A 17,459-nucleotide genomic window follows, 5' to 3' on the forward strand; every position below is an offset into this window, starting at 1 on the left:
CTCCCGAGCCGCGACCCTTTCGCGCGGAGGTGTCAGGCGATGGCTGCGCGCAGCTCCGCGGCAGCAGCCGTGACGTCGGGCGCCCCGTGCAGGGCGCCACCGACGACGGCGATGCGGGCTCCGGCGTCGCGCACCGAGCCGATGGTCGAGGCGTTCACACCACCCGCGATCGAGAAGGGCACGCCCGACTCCTCGCCGGCGCGCAGCAGCGAGTCGAGCGAGTAGCCCTCCTGAGCCTGCTCGTCGAGAGCCGCGTGCACCTCGACGAAGTCGGCGCCGAGCGCGACGATCTCCTTGGCGCGGGCCGGCTTGTCGGCGACGCCGATCAGGTCGACGACGACGCCCTTGGCGTGCTTCTTGGCGGCCTTGACCGCGCCCGCGATGGTGCTGTCGTCGGCCGAGCCGAGCACGGTGACGAGGTCGGCGCCGGCGCCGAAGGCGAGCGAGAACACCGTGAAGTTCCACGTCTCGAACCTGCTGCGCAAATCGGGTGCGGCCTCCCGCACCGAGCTGGTCGCCCTGGCGCGAGGCTGAGCCCACCCTTTCGGCGAGTGCGATACCCATTCGAATGGGTAGCCGACGTCTCGGGCAGCCGCCGTGTCGTGCGTGCGGCGGCGTTCAGGGCTCCCGCATCCGGGATCTGAGCACGTCGAACTCGCACCCCGGGGCGTCGGGATTGAAGCCGTGCTCGATCAGCCACCGCGACGCCACGAGGCTGCGCAGCGACCACCAGGCGCGGATCACATCCCGGTCCGCACCGTCTCCGTAGCCGGCGAGCAGTTCGTTGAGGCGCTCCTCGTGCCCCAGCGTGAGGGTCGCCAGGTCGTACATGGCGTCGCCGGCCGCGGCTTCGGACCAGTCGATGACACCCGTGACCTCGTCGCCGTCGACGAACACATGCGTGATCTGCAGGTCGCCATGGATGAACCGTGGTCGCCAGGGTCGGAGTGCGGCCTGTGCGATCTCGCGGTTGCGTCGGATCGTCTCGGCGGGAAGTACGGCGTTGGCGAGCAGCCAGGCGCACTCGCTGTCGAGTTCTGCGACGACGTCGTCGAGGGTGCGCCCCGGCCACGGCGGCAGCGGCGCATCATGCAGTTCTCGTATGACGGCACCCGCTGCTGCCCACGCCGTCTGCGATGCGGTGGACGGCTCGCCCAGAACCCCCAGCGCCTTGCCGCGCACAGCGGCGATCGCGAGGACCGGCGGCTCGCACCAGAGGACCGATGGCGTCGGTACCGGTGCCATGGCCATCGCCTTCATCTCGACGTCGGCGTGCGCGCGGTCGGTGTCGACCTTCAGGAAGACGTCGCCGACGCGCAGCGTCGCCCGCTGACTGTGCGCGACGATGACCTCCACGTCCTCCATGGGACCATCCTGGCGGATCCACCGCCGCACTGGACCTACAGCCGGAGGGACGGAGTCGGGTTTGCAGCCGACCAGCGGGGAGACACATGGATGAGCGGGACGAACCCGACCGCTGACGTCGTCGGCGACCGCGTCGAGGATTCAGGAGATTCGGGCCGGCGGGCCGCCTTTCCGCCCTCTCGTTCCCTGTTGTCCTGAATCCTCGACGCGCAGGGAGTCCTCGACCACCGCGCGGCGAGGACGGACTCGAGATCCGCCCTCGCCCGTCAGTCATCCCGCGGCCACCGCGATCTCGTTCGGTGTGATGTCGAGGGTCGCCGAAGTAACGATCTCGCCCGTCGTGAGGTCGACGGCATGGATCGCGTCGGCGGCGGGCTCGGTCACGTAGGCGATGTCGCCGCGGACGACGATCGCCGGGTGCGCGTCCTGCCAATCGGCGGGACCCTCCCATGCCTCGATCACGGGGAAGACGTCGGTGATCTCGCCGGCGGCGGGATCGAAGACGTGGACGGCTCCGTCGGTGGCGAGGATGTAGGCGAGATCCTGGGGACCGCGGGCGATGTCGCGGAACGTGTACTCCACGCCCTCGGGAAGGTCGACGACTTCGAGCGAGCCGGCCTCGGTGTCGATGACGGTGACCGCATCGAGGAGGTAGCCCTCCGCATCCGGATCGTTCTTGTAGTCGCCGACGACGAGCGGGCTCGTCTCGCTCACGTACGCGTTGCCCATGCGGCCGTATGGCTGGTCGGGGGCCTCGAGCTTGAGGATCTCGCCGTCGCGGTAGACCAGGGCGCCGTTCTCGCAGCCGAAGACGACGGCCTCGTCGGCCGCGGTCCCCTCGCCGTGAGCGCCGGGGCAGGCATCGCTCGTGGCGATCACCGCGCCCGAGGCGTCGCTCGCCGAGATGCCGGATCGGCCGTCGGCATTGCCCACGGTCGTCAGGAAGGTGCCGTCCTCGAGCACGACCGAGACGCCGTGGTGCGCCTCCACGCCGGGCACGGTCTCAGCCTCGGGAAGCTCGCCGTCGGCCGCGAGCAGCGCGTCGGTGTCGAAGATCGTGGTGTCGCTCGTGCCGTCGGCGTAGAGGATCGTCTTTCCGCCGTGGCGGACGACGTGACCCGGGGCGTCGGCGGCGAAGATCAGGTCGGTGAGCACGGGCTCGTCGGCGCTCCCCGCAGCGGTGTCGAGCACCTGGAACCCCTCGCTCATCGTGACGAGCACGTGGCGTCCGTCTCCGGCGGGGTTGAGGCGGGTGAACTCCTCGGAGGCGAGGTCGGCGACAGGCTCGAGGGTCTCGCCGTCGAGCACGAGGATGCCGCCCTCGTACGAGACCGCGAGCCTCGGCCCGGCGGCGACCGTCGTCGGCGTCTCCGCGCCGGCGTCGACGGACGCCGAGGGCGTCGATGAACAGGCCGCGAGGGTCGCGACGGCACCGGCGGCGACGGCGATCAGGCCGGCGCGCCGCAGCGTGCGTGTGCGCATGTGGTGTTCCTCTTCCTTGGTGTGGGGCTCACTGCGAGAGCCCGGTGACGATGCGCTGCGTGTTCTCGCGCATCATGGTCAGGTAGTCCTCGGCGCCGCCGCCTTCCGCGGTGAGCGACTCGGTGTACAGCTCGATCACTTCGACGTGGGTGCCCGTCTCGTCGGCGAGCGCGCGCATCAGCCGGTCCGGGGAGGACGACTCGGCGAACACCGCCGGCACGCCGTGCTCGTCGATCGCCGTGACGAGGTCGGCGAGGTCGGACGCGCTGGGTGCGGCCAGGGTCGTTCCGCCCGGGATCGCGGCGCCCACCACGCGGAAACCGAACCGCGCGGCGAGGTATCCGAAGACGTGGTGGTTCGTGACCAGCGCGCGGCGCTCGGCGGGAATGGCGGCGAACGCCGCCGTCATGTCGTCGTCGAGGCTCTCGAGCTGCGCGAGGTAGGCGTCGACGTGCTCCTCGACGGCGGCGGCGTCCGCGCCCGCCAGCGCGGACAGCCGCGGGGCGAGCGCCTCCACGACATCGGTCATGCGGCCCGGGTCGGTCCAGAAGTGCGGGTCGGGCGTACCGGCAGCGTCGCCCGTCGCGTAGGCGAGCACCTCGATGGCCTCGCCCGCGACGAAGCTGTCGACCCCCTCCGCGACTGCCGCTTCGAGGTGCTGCTGCAACCCCTCCTCGAGGCCGAGGCCGTTCGACACCAGGAGGTCGGCGGAGCGCAGGTGCGCAGCATCCTGTGCCGAGATCTCGAACGAGTGCGGGTCCGCGTCCGGTCGCATGAGCGTCATCACCTCGACGTCTCCACCCACGAGCTTCTCCACGACGTCCCCGAGGATGTTCGTCGACACGACGACGAGCGGGCGGTCGTCGCCCGTCGGGGCACACGCGGAGAGGACGGATGCTGCGACCCCGGCCGTGAGGATCGCTGCGAGCGCTGCGCGGCGGCGGCTCATCGCCCGGTCTCCACGAGGTGTGTGGGCTGCGTCGACGTCGCGAACGTCCTCGAGATGCGGGCGGCGTCGGCGAAGTCGATCTCGTACACGACGTTCTCCGCCGGACCGTTGAGGTACGCGCGCGGCTGGTCGGCGACGAGCGTCGGACTGCCGGCACCCGTCGCGAGCGACTCGGCGACCAGCGGCTCCGTCTCCGAGAGAAGCTCCCCGGTCGCGCCGTCGATCACGAGCACCCGACCATCCGCCGCGAGCGCGAGCACGTGCTGCGCCTCGTCGTCGACCGCGGTCGCCTGCACGATCGGGCGATCGACCGGCAGCAGCGTCCACGTGCGCTCACGGGTGTCGAGCAGCCAGATCCCGTGGTCTCCTGCGAGACCGGCGACGGTCGGGCGTCCGTCCCTTCCCGCGAACCCCGTCACCGGTGGAGCCGTCGTGCCCGCGGGGTACGGGATCCGCTCGAGCTCCACCTCGCCGTCGACGAGGGTCGCCAGCAGCGCACCGTCGGCGCACCCGATGACCGCGCCCACGCGGGTCGTGACCGTGCCGCGCGCGTCTGCGCAGTCGGCGGTGACGCCGGGCTGCGGCATCCCTTCCTCGTCGAGGACCGAGACGGATGCCGCCACCCCACCGTGCGGCTGCGTGACAAGGGCGTACGACCCGATCGGCACGACGATGCCCTCGTACGGCTCGGTCTCGATGCGGAATCGCTCGACGATCTCACCCTTGGACAGCGCCGCGGTGTCGAGGAGCACCGCCTCGCCGCTGCCGGCGAAGAAGACCCCGGTGCTGCCGGTGGTGGAGGACGAGGTCGTCGCGACAGTGGCCGGGCCGCGCCCTGGCACCTCGCCGAGCATCGCCGGTTCGGCGCGGTAGTAGTGGAAGTGGTCGACGTGGTCCCATGTCCACCGACCGCTGTCGATGACCGAGATGCCCTCGCCGGCATCGGCGAAGACGTAGCGGCCGTCGGTGCTTGCCCGCGACGCCGTCGGCATGTCCCCGAGCTCTGCGACGGACTCGTCGAGCAGGTCGAGCTGGCGGACGAGCCCGTCCGGGTCGATCGTCACCACGGCCAGGGGCGGCTCGCTCAGCTCGCTCGCGCCGGCCACCGCGCCGTGTCCGGTGGATGTCGGGGTGGCGGCGGTGGCATCTGCGTCGGCGCTCCCGCAGCCGGCGAGCGTGACCGCGGCGATCGCGAGCATCGTGGTGAGGGTGGCGGGTCTGTGGAGCACGGTGCGTTCGTTCCTTCGTCGGGAGTCGGTAAGGGATGCTGCGGCCGCCGGTTGTCGGGTCACACGGCGGCCTTCTCGGTGATGCGTGTGCGGACGCGGGTGGCATGCGCGGCCCACGAGGCGGCTGCGAGGAGCACGGCGGTGAGGGCGATGGAGGCGCCGGCGGCGGTGCCCGCGTGCCACGACAGCAGGAGACCGAGCTCGACGGCGGCGATGCCGAAGACGCACGCGAGGGTCATCGCGGACGGCAGCCGCCGAGTCCAGTGGCCGGCGGCGACCGCCGGTGCGATGAGCAGGCCCACCACGAGGAGCGAGCCGACGGCCTGATACGACGCGACGACCGCGAGCGTGACCAGGCCGACCAGCACCGCTTGGGCGATCCTCGGCCGGAGCCCGAGCACCGCCGCCACCCGGGCGTCGATCGCGAGAGTCACGAGCGAGCGGTGCGCGGCTGCGGCGACCACCAGACCGATCCCGGTCGCCCAGGCGAGCAGCACGAGATCCTCGGCCGAGATGGCGAGGATGTCGCCGAAGAGGATGGCCGTGGCATCCGTCGCGAAGCTTCCCGAGTGCGAGATCACGATCACGCCGGCGGCGAGCATGGCCACGAACAGCATGCCGATGCTCGTGTCGTACGAGAGCCGGCCGCGTCGCTGCAGCGCCCCGATCCCGAGGCTCATCGCGGCCGCGCTGAGTCCTGCCCCCAGCAGCACCGGCACTCCGAGCAGGGTCGCCAGCGCGACGCCGGGAAGCATTCCGTGTCCGAGCGCCTCGCCGAGGAAGGCCATGCCCCGCGCGACGACCCAGGTGCCGACGACCCCGCACAGCACGGCCACGAGGCAGCCGCCGACGAGGGCGCGCTGGACGAACTCCAGCGTGAACGGATCGGTGATGAGGGGCACGAGCGACGACCGTAGCGTTAATGAGAACGATTCTCAAAATCAGTTAGAGTGGGCACATGCTCACCGGAACCACGCCGTTCGCCGCCGTTTCCCTGCGTGGGGTGTGTGTGGACTACGCCGGCACCCCGGCCCTCCACGACGTCGACTTCGACGCGGCCGCGGGCGAACTCACCGTGATCGCGGGCCCGAACGGCGCGGGCAAGTCGACGCTCCTCGAGGTGCTCGCCGGGACGATCGCGCCGCGTGCGGGCCGCATCGAGATCGGGGCGGCGTCGCGGGCCTTCGTGCCGCAGCGCGCGGTGATCGCGCCCACCCTGCCGCTCACCGTGCGCGACGTCGTCATCGTCGGAGCGTGGGGGCGGGTCAGGCCGTGGGGCCGACTCGATCGCGGCTCACGGGAGGCGGTCGACGCCGCGCTCGATCGCCTCGACCTCGCCGATCTGCAGCGAACCCCCTTCGGGCGCCTGTCCGGCGGGCAGCAGCAGCGCGCGCTGCTCGCGCAGGGGCTGGCGCGCGGGGCGGACATCCTGCTTCTGGACGAACCGACGACGGCGCTCGACGCGGCCAGCGCGGAGCGCATCGCCGTTGCGATGCGCTCGGAAGCGGATCGTGGCGTCGCCGTGATCTGCGTCAGCCACGATCACGAGGTGATCGCGGCGTCGGACGCGACCTTCCGTCTCGATGCGGGGCGGGCGCGCCCGATCATCGCGCGAACCCCACCGTCGGTTCATGAATCTTGAGGGAGTGATTGACCACTCACTGCTGGTGAGTGTACAGTCACTCTCATGACACCGCGCAGCTCGATCCTCTCCACGGCAGACACCCGCCGGCCCGTCGTCGCGGCAGCCGCGCTGCGGGAGTTCGCGCGCGGCGGCTATCACGGCACCACGGTTGCGGACGTCGCCCGCGCGGCGAAGATCTCGCCGGCGTACGTCTTCAAGCTGTACCCGCGCAAGGAAGCGCTGTTCGTCGCCGCGCTCGAGGCTTGTTTCGATCAGATCGTCGCAGCACTCGCCGAGGGCGCGGATGCTGCGGGCTCACCCGAGCCCGCAGCCGTGCTGGACGCGATGGGAGGCGCTTACGCTGCGCTCATCCGCGACCGCACGCTGCTGATGCTGCAGGTGCACGCACAGTCCGTGGCCGAGATCCCGGAGATCGGCGGAGCACTTCGAGCGGGAGTCGCCCGCGTCACCGAGTTCACCAAGGAGCGCTCCGCGGGAAGCGACGAGGACGTGCAGCGGTTCATGGCGTACGGACAGCTGTGCCACCTGATCGTGACGACGCGGATCGACGAGATCTCCGAAAGCTGGGCACAGACGCTGGCGCGCGGCATCCGTCACCCCGACTGAACCATTCCCGTTGGCGTTCGATGTGCTCGCATGTCCGCAAGAGTGAGTGATTGCTCACTCTCAGCGCACCCCGACCACCCCATCCCAATGAAAGGAATCGGCCTCTGGAACTGACCGCCCGCAGGGGCGGCGCACAGTCGCCCCTGCTTTGACCGACACACCCGACGGATGGCGGGCGCGCCCCGCATCCCCTCGAAAGGAGCACCACCATGACCACCACCGTCACATCGGCCGTCGCGCCGGCCCCGACCGCCCGCAGCACCCGTCGCTGGCTCGCGCTGAGTGTGCTCGCGCTCGCCCAGTTCCTCGTCGTGCTCGACGCGTCCATCGTCAACATCGCCCTGCCCGTCCTCGGTGCCCAACTGGGCATGGACACGGCCGCCCTCGCGTGGGTCATCACGGCCTACGTCCTCGCCTTCGGCGGTCTGCTCCTGCTCGGCGGCCGCCTCGCCGACCGCTACGGTCACCGCCGCATCTTCCTGATCGGCACCGCCGGCTTCGTCGCCGCGTCGGCGCTCGCGGGTCTGTCGTTCACGAGCGAGATGCTGCTGGCGGCGCGAGCGCTGCAGGGGGCCTCGGCCGCCCTGCTCGCCCCCGCCGCCCTGGCGCTCCTGACCCACCTCTTCCCCGAGACAGGCGAGCGTACGAAGGCACTCGGCGTGTGGGGTGGCGTCGCGGGCATCGGCTCTGCCGCGGGCGTCCTGCTCGGCGGGGTGCTCACGGCGACGCTCGGATGGCAGTCCGTCTTCTTCGTCAACGTCCCCATCGGCGCGATCGTGCTCGTCACCATCCCGCTGCTCATCACGCGCGACGCCCCCGCCGCCCGCGGAAAGCTCGACATCCCCGGAGCAGCAACCATCACGGGCGCCCTCGTCGCGGCCGTCGGCGCGCTCAGCGCGATCGAGCAGGTCGGTCTGACCCACCCGCTCACCATCGGCCTCGCGGCGGCCGCGACGGTGCTGGGGTTCGCGTTCGTCCTCATCGAGCGCCGCGCGGCCGAGCCGCTCGTCCCGCTCGGGGTGTTCCGCAACCGCAACCTGACCGTGGGCAACGTCGTCATGCTCCTCATCGGGGCCGCGATGGTCGCGCTGTTCTTCGCCCTGTCGGTCTACATGCAGGCCGTGCTCGGATACGACGCGCTCACCACGGGGCTCACCCAGCTGCCGCTCGCGGGCGCCCTCGTCATCGTCGCCGGCGTCGTGCCTGCCGTGATCGCTCGGATCGGCACCAAGACGACGCTCATCGGCTCGCTGGTCCTGCTCGCGGGGGGCCTCGTCTGGCTGTCGTTCGCGCCCGCCGACGCGCAGTTCATCACCGACATCCTCGGGCCCAGCATCCTGATCGGGATCGGCATGGGCGGCGCGTTCGTCACCACCACCCAGCTCTCCGTCGACGGGGTCGAAGGCGGCGAATCGGGCCTCGCGGGGGGTCTGGTCAACACCAGCCAGCAGATCGGCGGCGCGCTCGGCCTCGCCGTGCTCGGCACCGTCGCCGCACTGCGTACCGAGACGCTGCTCGACGCGGGGGTGGCCGCGCCCGAGGCTGTGACCAGCGGCTTCTCGTGGCTCTTCCTCGGTACCGCCGTCGTCGCCGTCATCGCCGCGATCGCCGCCGGGCTCGCTCGGGAGCATTGAACGGAAGCATCGGCGCTCGCGCCGGCGGGGGGCGTCCACGCGATCGCATCGGACGCTCCCCTCAACGCAGGGCGCGGAAGCAGACGGGTGCTTCCGCGCCCTGTGTGGCGTGGAATCCCGAGGCGGCCGCGAGGCCGACCGGCTCTGCGTCCGGCATGGGTCAGCGCCCCGACTCGCCGTCACGAAGCGGGTCGAGGATGGCCTCTGCCGCCCAGGTCGCGGCATCGGCGATGTCGCGACCGCTCATGCCCAGTTCGCGCCGCATCGTCACCCAGGTCGCGGCGGAGTCGAGGTGACAGAGCGCTGCGACGACGGCTCGCCGGTCGGCGTCGGCGAGCGCGGGAGCCTCGCGGCGCAGCATCCCGTCGAACTCCTCTCGATGCGGTGCGGGATCTGAGCCGTTGACCCCGCGCATCGCCGTCTCGGCCACGACATAGGCGAGCTCCGGCCGCCGATCGTACGCCTCCATCGCTTCACGGATGGCGATGGGCACGTCGAAGATCGAGTCGGACTCGGCGCGCGTGAAGATCGTGCGTTCGATCCAGGCCGCCGTCGCGAGGAGGAGGTCGACGCGTGTCGGGTAGTAGCGGAAGACGGTGCGCTCGCCGACGCCCGCGCGCAGGGCGATCAGGCGGAAGGAGACATCGTCGGTGCCGACCTCATCGATGAGCTCGGTGTAGGCGGCGAGGATCGCCGCCTGCGTCCCCGAGACCTCCGACGCCGGTGCGGGCGTCGCCATCACGCCGCCCGATTCGCCTCGGTCGCGGCGGGCAGTACCCGCCGCAGGGTGAGGTCGAACACCCCGAACGTCTCGTCGGCGCTCATGTCGAATCCCGTCCGCATCCGTGCCCAGAACATCGGGGAGACGAAGTACCGGACGGATGCTGCGGCCCGCCGCGCGTCGCGACGGTTCAGGTTGGGCGCCGCGGCGTCGATCATCGCCACGATCGCCTCGGTGATCGGGGCCGCGGGGTCGTCCGCGGTCGGCGAGAGCGCTCCGCCGCGGGCCGCGACGAAGGCGAACGCCGGTTCGGCGTCGTAGGCGCGGAAGCGCGCGCGCACCGCCTCACGGAACTCGGCAGGCGTGCGGAAGTCCAGGACCGGGAAGTGCTCGGCCTCGATCCAGCGCCCGAGCGCCTCGAGCAGATGCGATCTCGTCGGGAAGCGACGGTAGATCGTGCGCTCCGAGACGTCGGCGATCTCCGCGAGATCGGCGTACGAGATGTCGTCGAACGTGCGCTGGCGCAGCAGCATGGCAGCGCTCGCGAGGATCGCAGACGGAGTGTCGACGATCTCGTCCATCACAGCATCCTTCCCCGCCCGTCTCGATGGAGCGTGGCCGGCTCCGCCGGGAGGACGTAGCGGTCGGAGTCGTCGAGCGTCAACGCCAGAGACGAGACGAACTGCAGCTCACCCCGTGGTCCTGACTCGGCCGAGGCCAGCATATCCGGCCGTTCGAACGTGTAGCCGGTGACGTGGCAGCGCAGCCGCTGGCCGGACGGATTGCCGTCGTTGTCGAGGATCGGGGTCGGGATGCCGTCCGATGTGCGTCGGAGGTAGTACCGTCCGCGCGTCACGACCGCCATGAGCGGGGTGACGACGACGGCGACGCCGATCGCGACGAGGACGGAGAAGGGCTGCATCGCAGGGCCGAAGACGCCCGCGAAGCACAGGAGTGAGAGGACCGAGGCCAGCCCCACCGAGACGGGGCCGACCGGATTCCAGTTGTGGAGCATGCCGCGGCGGAACTCCGGGTAGCGCGGCGAGAGCCGCAGCAGGTGCTTGTTGATCACGATGTCGGCGGAGATCGTCACGAACCAGGCCATGACGACGTTCGCGTACAGACTCAGGACGAAGGAGATGAGGCTGAAGACATCCATCAGCATGAGCGAGAGCGCGATCGCCAGGTTGAAGATGACGAACACGGTTCGGCCGGGGTAGCGCTTCTTGACCCGCGTGTAGACGTTCGACCAGGCGAGCGAACCGGAGTACGCGTTCGTCACGTTGATCTTGACCTGCGCGACGACGATGAGAAGGAGTACGAGTGCGATGGCGATCCAGTCCGGCACCAGCGACTGGTACATGCCGAGGAATTGCTTGACCGGCTCGGCGGCGCGATCGGTGAGCGCCGGGTCCACCTTCGTCACGAGGTAGACCGCGAGGAAGAGCCCGATCACCTGCTTCGTCCCGCTGAAGATCACCCAGCCGGGACCGCTGAACACGAACGCCGCCCACCACGACCGGGAGTTCGCGGCGGTGCGGGGCGGCATGACGCGGATGTAGTCGATCTGCTCGGCGAGCTGCGGGGTCAACGCGAAGCACACCGCTGCGCTGGCGACGATGGCGCTGAAGCTCACCGTGCCGTCGGAGGCGCCGGTGAACCCGATGAACGCCGTCACCGCGTCGGGCTGTGTGAACACGACCCAGATGAGCGGGAGCAGCGCAAGCGCGAGCCAGAGCGGTGTGGTCCAGAACTGGAGGCGCTCGAGCGCCCGCATGCCGTAGATCACGATCGGGATCACCACCACTGTGGAGATCACGTAGCCGATGGGCAGCGGAATGCCCACCGCGACCTCCAGGCCCTGAGCCATGATCGCGCCCTCGAGCGCGAAGAAGATGCACGTGAAGCCGGCGAACACCACCGTCGTGATGATCGAGCCGTGATAGCCGAAGCCCGAGCCGCGGGCGATGAGGTCGAGGTCCATGTTGTACCGCGCCGCATAGAAGGCGACCGGGAAGCCGACCATGAAGATGATCACGGAGGCGAGGAGGATGCCGAGCACGGCGTTCGTCGTGCCGTGCTCCAGTCCCACGCTCGCGCCGATCGAGAAGTCTGCGAGGAAGGCGATCGATCCGAGGGCCGTGCCGCCGACGGACAGCGCGCTCCAGCGCCGGAACGAGCGCGGCACATAGCGGAACGCGTAGTCCTCGAGGCTGTCTTCGGCGGCGGAGCGTGCGTCCCCACCCCGCGCGCCGGCTCTCACGCCCAGCGCATGCACACCCACCTCCAGCGCTTCCACGATGACTGGATCCTGCCGCAGGCGTGTTTCGGCCGCGTTGCCGCGCGGAATCGATCTGAATCAGATCGCCATCGCGTCCCGCACGGTGTCGATGGCGGCGGCCCCTCCCTGCCCGGTGATCGTGATCCGGCCCGACTGCAGCACGTAGAAGGCGTTCGTGGACCGGAGTGCGAATCCGACGTGCTGCTCGACGAGCAGCACCGACAGGTCGCCCCTCCGAGTGAGGTCGATGATGACGCGCTCGATGTCGGCGACGATGTTCGGCTGGATGCCTTCGGTCGGCTCGTCGAGCACGAGGAGCTTCGGCTTCGTCAGCAGCGTGCGGGCGATCGCGAGCTGCTGGCGCTGACCGCCGGAGAGCAGCCCGGCGCGCCGTCCCAGCAGGTCCTTCAACACGGGGAAGAGATCGAAGACCTCGTCGATGTCGGACTGCCGCTTCGCCACCAGCTGCAGGTTCTCGAGCGTCGTCATCTGCGGGAACGACTGCTGCCCCTGGGGGACGTACCCCAGTCCTCGCTTCACGCGCTGGGAAGGCGGCATCCGTGTGACGTCCTCGCCGTCGATCAGCACCTGGCCGCTCATCACGGGGATCAGCCCGGTGGCGACCCGCAGCAGGGTCGTCTTGCCCGCGCCGTTGTGACCCATGACGGACACCGCCTGAGCCGTGGGGATCTCGACCGTGACGTCGTGGAGCACCTTGGTGCGGCCGTAGCCGGCGGTGACTCCCTTGATCTCGAGCATCAGTGATCGCCCTTCCCTTCGACGGCGGCGTCCGCGGCCGTCCCGAGGTAGACCTCCTGGACCCGCTGGTCGGCCTGCACCTGCTCGACCGTCCCCGCCGTGAGGAGCTTGCCCATGTGCATGACGGTCACCCACTCGGCGTAGTTGCGGACGAAGTCCATGTCGTGCTCGATCACGATGATCGTGCGCTCGTCGCCGATGCGGCGCAGCAGCTGACCGGTCTCGTCACGCTCGTCGGCGTTCATGCCGGCAACGGGCTCGTCGAGGAACATGACCTTCGCGTCCTGCACGAGCAGCATGCCGATCTCGAGCCACTGCTTCTGGCCGTGCGCGAGAGTTCCCGCCGGCTTGTCGCGCAGTTCGGTCAGCCCGATCGTCTCGAGCGCCTCCTCGACGTACGAGGGCACGCCGCGCCGGGTCAACGGCAATCGCCACGCTTTGCGGTGCACCCCGCCGGCGATGTCGAGGTTCTGCAGCACCGAGAGCTCGTCGAACACCGTCGCGGTCTGGAACGTTCGGCCCACACCCGCACGGATGATCTTGTTCGTCTTCATCGACAGCAGATCCATGCCGTCGTACGTCGCCGTGCCCGTGGCCGGGACGAGCCCGGTCAGCGCGTCGACGAGCGTCGTCTTGCCGGCGCCGTTCGGCCCGATCAGGAAGTGCACCTGCCCCTTGAGCATGAGCAGGCTCACGTCGTCCACGGCCGTGAACTGGTCGAAGGTCACGGTGAGGTTCGACACCTTCACGGATGTCTCGGCATCGGGAGTCAGCGGCCGCCCGGCACCCGCGAGGGGAGCCGTCGATTCGGTCCCGCTCATGCTGCGAGCCTCCTCTCGGCCTGGGAGCGCCGGTCCGCGCTGGTCCGCACGGTCGACCACATCCTGCTGAAGAGCGAGGCGAGCCCGTTCGGCAGGAACAGGGTCACCACGATGAACAGCAGTCCGAGGATGTAGATCCAGCCCTCGGGCCAGCTCGAGGCGAGACTCGACTGCCCCCAGCCGATCGCCATCGCCCCGAGCACGGGGCCGAAGAGCGAGGCCCGGCCGCCGAGCGCCACTCCCGCGATGAACAGGATGGACGCCGAGGCGCCGATCTCCTGCGGCGTGATGATGCCGACGAGGGGCACGAACATCGCCCCGCCGATGCTCGCCATCACCGCGGCGATCACGAAGGCGACGAGCTTGATGTTCGCCGGGTCGTATCCGAGGAACCGCACACGGTCCTCGGCGTCCCGCGTCGCGAGCAGGAGCTCGCCGAACCGGCTGCGGTACAGCTGCCACGCCACCAGCATGCACACGATGAGCAGGCCCACCGTGATCATGTAGATCATGAGCTTGTTCGCGTCGTCGTTCAGCACGTAGCCGAAGAAGTACTTGAAGTCGCTCAGCCCGGTGTCGCCGCCCGTCTCGCGGATCGTCGAGCTGACGAGCACCGCCAGTGCGACGGCGAGCGCCTGAGTCAGGATCGCGAAGTACGCCCCCTTCACCCGGCGCTTGAACAGCGCGTAACCGAGGACCCCAGCCACGATCACCGGCAGCAGCACGATCGCCAGCACCGTGAACCACTCGCTGCGGAACGGCTCCCAGAACGCGGGGACGGCGGCCAGCGGGTCGTACAGGATCATGAAGGTGGGCGTCGCATCGGGTCCGGCTGTCTCGAGCGTGAGGTGCATCGCCATCGAGTAGGCGCCGAGCGCGAAGAAGACCCCCTGCCCCATCACGAGCATTCCGCCGCGGCCCCACGCCAGGCCGATGCCGACCGCGACGATCGCCCACGCGCTGTACTTGCCCAGGTTGTTGATCCAGTGCATCGAGAGCACGGACGGGGCGACGACCAGCAGGAGCACCGCGAACACGGCGATGCCGATGAGCGAGTACCACGGGTTGAGCTTCGTCAGCTTCTTCATGCCAGCCCCCTCGTCCGCACGGTGAACAGGCCCTGCGGGCGGACCTGGAGGAAGATCACGACGAGGACGAAGGCGAGCACCTGCGCGAGGCTTCCGCTCGTCCAGTCCGCGAAGAACGCCATCGCGACACCGATCACCCACGCGGCGATGATCGTGCCCTTGATCTGGCCGATCCCGCCGGCGACCACGACCAGGAAGGCGGGGATGATGTACTGCACGCCCATCTGGGAGTTCGTGCCGCCGATCAGGGAGGCGGCGACTCCCGCGACCCCGGCGAGCCCCGACCCGACGAAGAACGTGATCCGGTCGACGTTGCGGGTGCGCACGCCGACCGTCTCGGCGAGGTCACGGTTCTGCACCGTCGCGCGGATCCGGCGACCGAAGGACGTGTACTTGAGCCACGCGGCGAGTCCGGCGACGCACACGAGCGCGAGAGCGATGGTGAACGCCTGGCGGTAGGGCCACGCGTAGCCGAACACATCGATCTGGCCCTGCAGCCACCCGGGGTTCTCGACCGGGACGCCCTGGGCGGGGAAGATCTGCAGAGCGACCTGCTGCAGGATCAGCGAGACGCCGACGGTGGCCAGCAGCGTGTCGAGCGGTCTGCGGTACATCCACTGGATGATGCTGACCTCGAGCAGCAGTCCCAGGAGACCGGCCACCACGAACGCGACCGGGAGTGCCACCGGTATCGAGATGTCGCTGGAGGGGATGACGAGCTGGGTCAGGTAGGTGACGAAGGCGCCGACCATGATGAACTCGCCGAGCGCCATGTTGATCACCCCCATCTGACCGAAGATGAGCGTGAGCCCGAGGGCTGCCAGAAGGAGCAGCGCACCCACGGCGCTGCCGTTGAGCAGCGGGGGTATCAGTGCGTCCATGTGCGATCACTCCCTTCTGTGCGGATGCGTCCGTGCGGATGCAGGGTGCGGATCGGATGGGATGCTGAGGCCCCGAGCCGTGCGTGCGACACGAGGCCCCAGCATCCGTGAGAATCAGCCCGCGGCGGCGACGAGCGACTTGCGGACGTCCTCGGGGAACCAGTCGTATTCCTCGAGGTACGGGTCGGGCTCGATGAACCCGTCGGACTCCCAGACGATGTCGAACTGGTTCTCGGCGTTGATCTTGCCGATGTGCCCCGGCTTCGAGATGTGGTGGTTCTCACCGTCGAGCGTGACGACGCCCTCGGGCGCGTCGACGGTGATCTCGTTCTCGACCGCTGCCGCGTTGACCGCGTCGACGTCGAAGGATCCGGCCGCCTCGACGAGGGCCTTGTAGAGGTACATCGAGATGTAGGCGGCCTCCATCGGGTCGGAGGTCACGCCGCTCGAGCCCGGGTAGGCCTTCCAGGCCTCGATGAACGCCGGGTTGTTCGGGGTGTCCAGCGACTGGAAGTAGTTCCACGACGCGTAGTTGCCCGTCACCTCGTGGCCCATGGCAGGGGCCTCCTCCTCGGCGATCGACACCGAGATGATCGGCGTCGTCTCGGGCGAGAGGCCCGCGTCGTAGTACGCCTTGATGAAGCCCACGTTCGACGAGCCGTTGATGGTGTTGAAGATGAAGTCGGGCTCCGCCGCGGCGATCTTCGCCACCTGCGTGGTCCAGTCGTCCTTGTCGAGCGGCACGTACTCCTCGCCGACGATCTCGATGCCGAGCTCCTCCGCGTAGAGCTTGATGATCGCGTTCGCCGTGCGCGGGAAGACGTAGTCGGAGCCCGCGAGGAAGAGCGTCTCGACGCCTTGCGAGGCGAGGAAGTCCATCGCGGGGATGATCTGCTGGTTGGTCGTCGCACCGGTGTAGTAGATGTTGGGCGAGGCCTCGAGGCCCTCGTACTGCACCGGGTAGAAGAACAGTCCGTTGTGCTCCTCGACGACCGGCTTGACGGCCTTGCGGGACGACGAGGTCCAGCCGCCGAAGATCGCGGCGACGCAGTCCTGGGTGAGCAGCTTCTCGGTCTTCTCCGCGAAGGTGGGCCAGTCGGTGGCACCGTCTTCCTGGATGTACTCGATCTGCTTGCCGAGGATGCCTCCGTCGGCGTTGATCTCGTCCGCGGCCATGTGCAGGACGTTCGACACCGTCTTCTCGGAGATCGCCATGCCCCCGGTGAGGGAGTTGAGGAACCCGAGCTTGATGGTGTCGCCGGACGTGTCGACGCAGCTCTCGGCGGCCGCGGCCGTTTCGGTCGGGGCGGCGTCGCCGGCGCGGCTGCCGCAGCCGGACAGGACCAGGGCGGCGCTGGTGGCGAGCGCCCCCGCGGCCAGGATCGCCCGGAGGCGCTTCCTGTGGGTGGTGATCATGCTGTGCTCCGTTTCAAGGGTGATGCGGTGCGTTTCGGGTGTGATGCGATGGGGTGCGAACCGAGCGCACAGGCGCTGCAGGTGGGTCCAACCATGGAGCTGCGGCATTACATTGCCATTGCTCGAACGTATCGAGCATGTAAACACTCCGACCGTCGAAGTCGCTGTTCTCGTTGATTTTCCGGGGTTCTCGGAGCGCTACGCGCGCGCGAAAGAACATCACCGCTCCCAGGCGATGGCAGACTTCTGACACGCATCGATCCGGAGGGAGCCCCCATGCACCTGTCACCCGCAGACACGGAGAAGCTGCTGCTCGCGGTGGCGGGCATGGTGGCGCGCGACCGCAGGGAGCGCGGCGTCAAGCTCAACCATCCGGAGGCGGTCGCCCTGCTGTCGACCTGGGTCATCGAACGCGCCCGCGACGGCGCCGAGGTGGCTCAGCTAATGACCGAAGGACGAACCGTGCTGAGCCGGGAAGACGTGATGGACGGCGTCGCCGACATGCTCGCAGACGTACAGGTCGAGGCGACGTTCCCCGACGGCCGCAAGCTCGTCACCCTCCACCACCCGATCGACTGAGGA

18 protein-coding genes and 1 pseudogene are annotated in these 17,459 nt (G+C 69.5%); 5 read left to right on the forward strand and 14 right to left on the reverse strand.

Going from position 1 to position 17,459, the window contains the following annotated elements:
* Positions 1-32 precede the first annotated feature (32 nt).
* Positions 33-443: pseudogene (locus MRBLWH7_RS12665) on the reverse strand (orotidine 5'-phosphate decarboxylase / HUMPS family protein); the annotation flags it as partial.
* On the opposite strand from MRBLWH7_RS12665, the gene MRBLWH7_RS12670 reads away from it, so the two are divergent.
* Entirely contained in the window at positions 382-534 is a 153-nt protein-coding gene (locus tag MRBLWH7_RS12670; protein WP_341994985.1) for a LuxR C-terminal-related transcriptional regulator, read from the forward strand. The pseudogene MRBLWH7_RS12665 and the gene MRBLWH7_RS12670 overlap by 62 nt on opposite strands.
* Before the next feature lie 84 nt (positions 535-618).
* Here the strand turns inward: MRBLWH7_RS12670 and MRBLWH7_RS12675 are convergent, their stop codons facing one another.
* The 5 genes from MRBLWH7_RS12675 to aztB all read right to left on the reverse strand — a co-directional run bounded on the left by MRBLWH7_RS12675 (position 619) and on the right by aztB (position 5,927).
* Positions 619-1,365, reverse strand: coding sequence for an aminoglycoside phosphotransferase family protein (locus tag MRBLWH7_RS12675; RefSeq protein WP_341994987.1), 747 nt, complete (start codon positions 1,363-1,365; stop codon positions 619-621).
* A gap of 270 nt (positions 1,366-1,635) precedes the next feature.
* The gene (gene aztD / locus MRBLWH7_RS12680; protein WP_341994989.1) at positions 1,636-2,847 is read right to left on the reverse strand and encodes a zinc metallochaperone AztD; all 1,212 of its coding nucleotides are present in this window, start codon (positions 2,845-2,847) and stop codon (positions 1,636-1,638) included.
* 28 nt (positions 2,848-2,875) lie between these two features.
* Positions 2,876-3,796, reverse strand: coding sequence for a zinc ABC transporter substrate-binding protein AztC (gene aztC, locus MRBLWH7_RS12685; RefSeq protein WP_341994991.1), 921 nt, complete (start codon positions 3,794-3,796; stop codon positions 2,876-2,878).
* Positions 3,793-5,025, reverse strand: a complete 1,233-nt coding sequence (locus MRBLWH7_RS12690) for an ABC transporter (RefSeq protein ID WP_341994993.1) — start codon at positions 5,023-5,025, stop codon at positions 3,793-3,795. Before MRBLWH7_RS12690 ends, aztC begins: the two co-directional genes overlap by 4 nt.
* 59 nt (positions 5,026-5,084) lie before the next feature.
* A complete protein-coding gene (aztB, locus tag MRBLWH7_RS12695; RefSeq protein ID WP_341994995.1) occupies positions 5,085-5,927 on the reverse strand; it encodes a zinc ABC transporter permease AztB in 843 nt (280 codons plus the stop codon).
* Positions 5,928-5,983: 56 nt separating this feature from the next.
* On the opposite strand from aztB, the gene aztA reads away from it, so the two are divergent.
* From aztA to MRBLWH7_RS12710, 3 genes are all read left to right on the forward strand, one after another.
* Positions 5,984-6,667: a zinc ABC transporter ATP-binding protein AztA gene (gene aztA / locus MRBLWH7_RS12700; RefSeq protein WP_341994996.1), complete on the forward strand. Its 684-nt coding sequence runs from the start codon at positions 5,984-5,986 to the stop codon at positions 6,665-6,667.
* A 45-nt stretch (positions 6,668-6,712) separates the two neighbouring features.
* Positions 6,713-7,276 (forward strand): TetR/AcrR family transcriptional regulator, encoded by a 564-nt coding sequence (locus MRBLWH7_RS12705; protein WP_341994998.1) that lies wholly within the window; start codon positions 6,713-6,715, stop codon positions 7,274-7,276.
* A gap of 209 nt (positions 7,277-7,485) precedes the next feature.
* The gene (locus MRBLWH7_RS12710; RefSeq protein WP_341995000.1) at positions 7,486-8,910 is read left to right on the forward strand and encodes an MFS transporter; all 1,425 of its coding nucleotides are present in this window, start codon (positions 7,486-7,488) and stop codon (positions 8,908-8,910) included.
* 160 nt (positions 8,911-9,070) lie between these two features.
* On the opposite strand, the gene MRBLWH7_RS12715 is transcribed toward MRBLWH7_RS12710, so the two are convergent.
* The 8 genes from MRBLWH7_RS12715 to urtA form a co-directional block, all read right to left on the reverse strand.
* Positions 9,071-9,649: a helix-turn-helix domain-containing protein gene (locus MRBLWH7_RS12715; protein ID WP_341995002.1), complete on the reverse strand. Its 579-nt coding sequence runs from the start codon at positions 9,647-9,649 to the stop codon at positions 9,071-9,073.
* Positions 9,649-10,212, reverse strand: coding sequence for a helix-turn-helix domain-containing protein (locus MRBLWH7_RS12720; protein WP_341995004.1), 564 nt, complete (start codon positions 10,210-10,212; stop codon positions 9,649-9,651). Before MRBLWH7_RS12720 ends, MRBLWH7_RS12715 begins: the two co-directional genes overlap by 1 nt.
* On the reverse strand, positions 10,212-11,930 hold the full coding sequence (locus MRBLWH7_RS12725; protein ID WP_341995006.1) for a hypothetical protein: 1,719 nt from the start codon (positions 11,928-11,930) through the stop codon (positions 10,212-10,214). Before MRBLWH7_RS12725 ends, MRBLWH7_RS12720 begins: the two co-directional genes overlap by 1 nt.
* Positions 11,931-11,990: 60 nt before the next feature.
* Positions 11,991-12,671, reverse strand: a complete 681-nt coding sequence (urtE, locus tag MRBLWH7_RS12730; RefSeq protein ID WP_341995008.1) for an urea ABC transporter ATP-binding subunit UrtE — start codon at positions 12,669-12,671, stop codon at positions 11,991-11,993.
* Entirely contained in the window at positions 12,671-13,492 is an 822-nt protein-coding gene (locus MRBLWH7_RS12735; protein ID WP_341995010.1) for an ATP-binding cassette domain-containing protein, read from the reverse strand. Before MRBLWH7_RS12735 ends, urtE begins: the two co-directional genes overlap by 1 nt.
* The gene (gene urtC / locus MRBLWH7_RS12740; RefSeq protein ID WP_341995012.1) at positions 13,489-14,580 is read right to left on the reverse strand and encodes an urea ABC transporter permease subunit UrtC; all 1,092 of its coding nucleotides are present in this window, start codon (positions 14,578-14,580) and stop codon (positions 13,489-13,491) included. Before urtC ends, MRBLWH7_RS12735 begins: the two co-directional genes overlap by 4 nt.
* Positions 14,577-15,461, reverse strand: coding sequence for an urea ABC transporter permease subunit UrtB (urtB, locus tag MRBLWH7_RS12745; protein WP_341995014.1), 885 nt, complete (start codon positions 15,459-15,461; stop codon positions 14,577-14,579). The genes urtC and urtB overlap by 4 nt, the downstream gene beginning before the upstream one ends.
* Before the next feature lie 114 nt (positions 15,462-15,575).
* Entirely contained in the window at positions 15,576-16,877 is a 1,302-nt protein-coding gene (urtA, locus tag MRBLWH7_RS12750) for an urea ABC transporter substrate-binding protein (protein WP_341995016.1), read from the reverse strand.
* 276 nt (positions 16,878-17,153) lie between these two features.
* Here urtA and MRBLWH7_RS12755 point away from each other — a divergent pair, with 276 nt between their 5' ends.
* Positions 17,154-17,456, forward strand: a complete 303-nt coding sequence (locus MRBLWH7_RS12755) for an urease subunit gamma (protein ID WP_341995018.1) — start codon at positions 17,154-17,156, stop codon at positions 17,454-17,456.
* Positions 17,457-17,459: the final 3 nt, after the last annotated feature.

The sequence above is a fragment of the Microbacterium sp. LWH7-1.2 genome (assembly GCF_038397755.1).
Classification (GTDB): Bacteria; Actinomycetota; Actinomycetes; order Actinomycetales; family Microbacteriaceae; genus Microbacterium.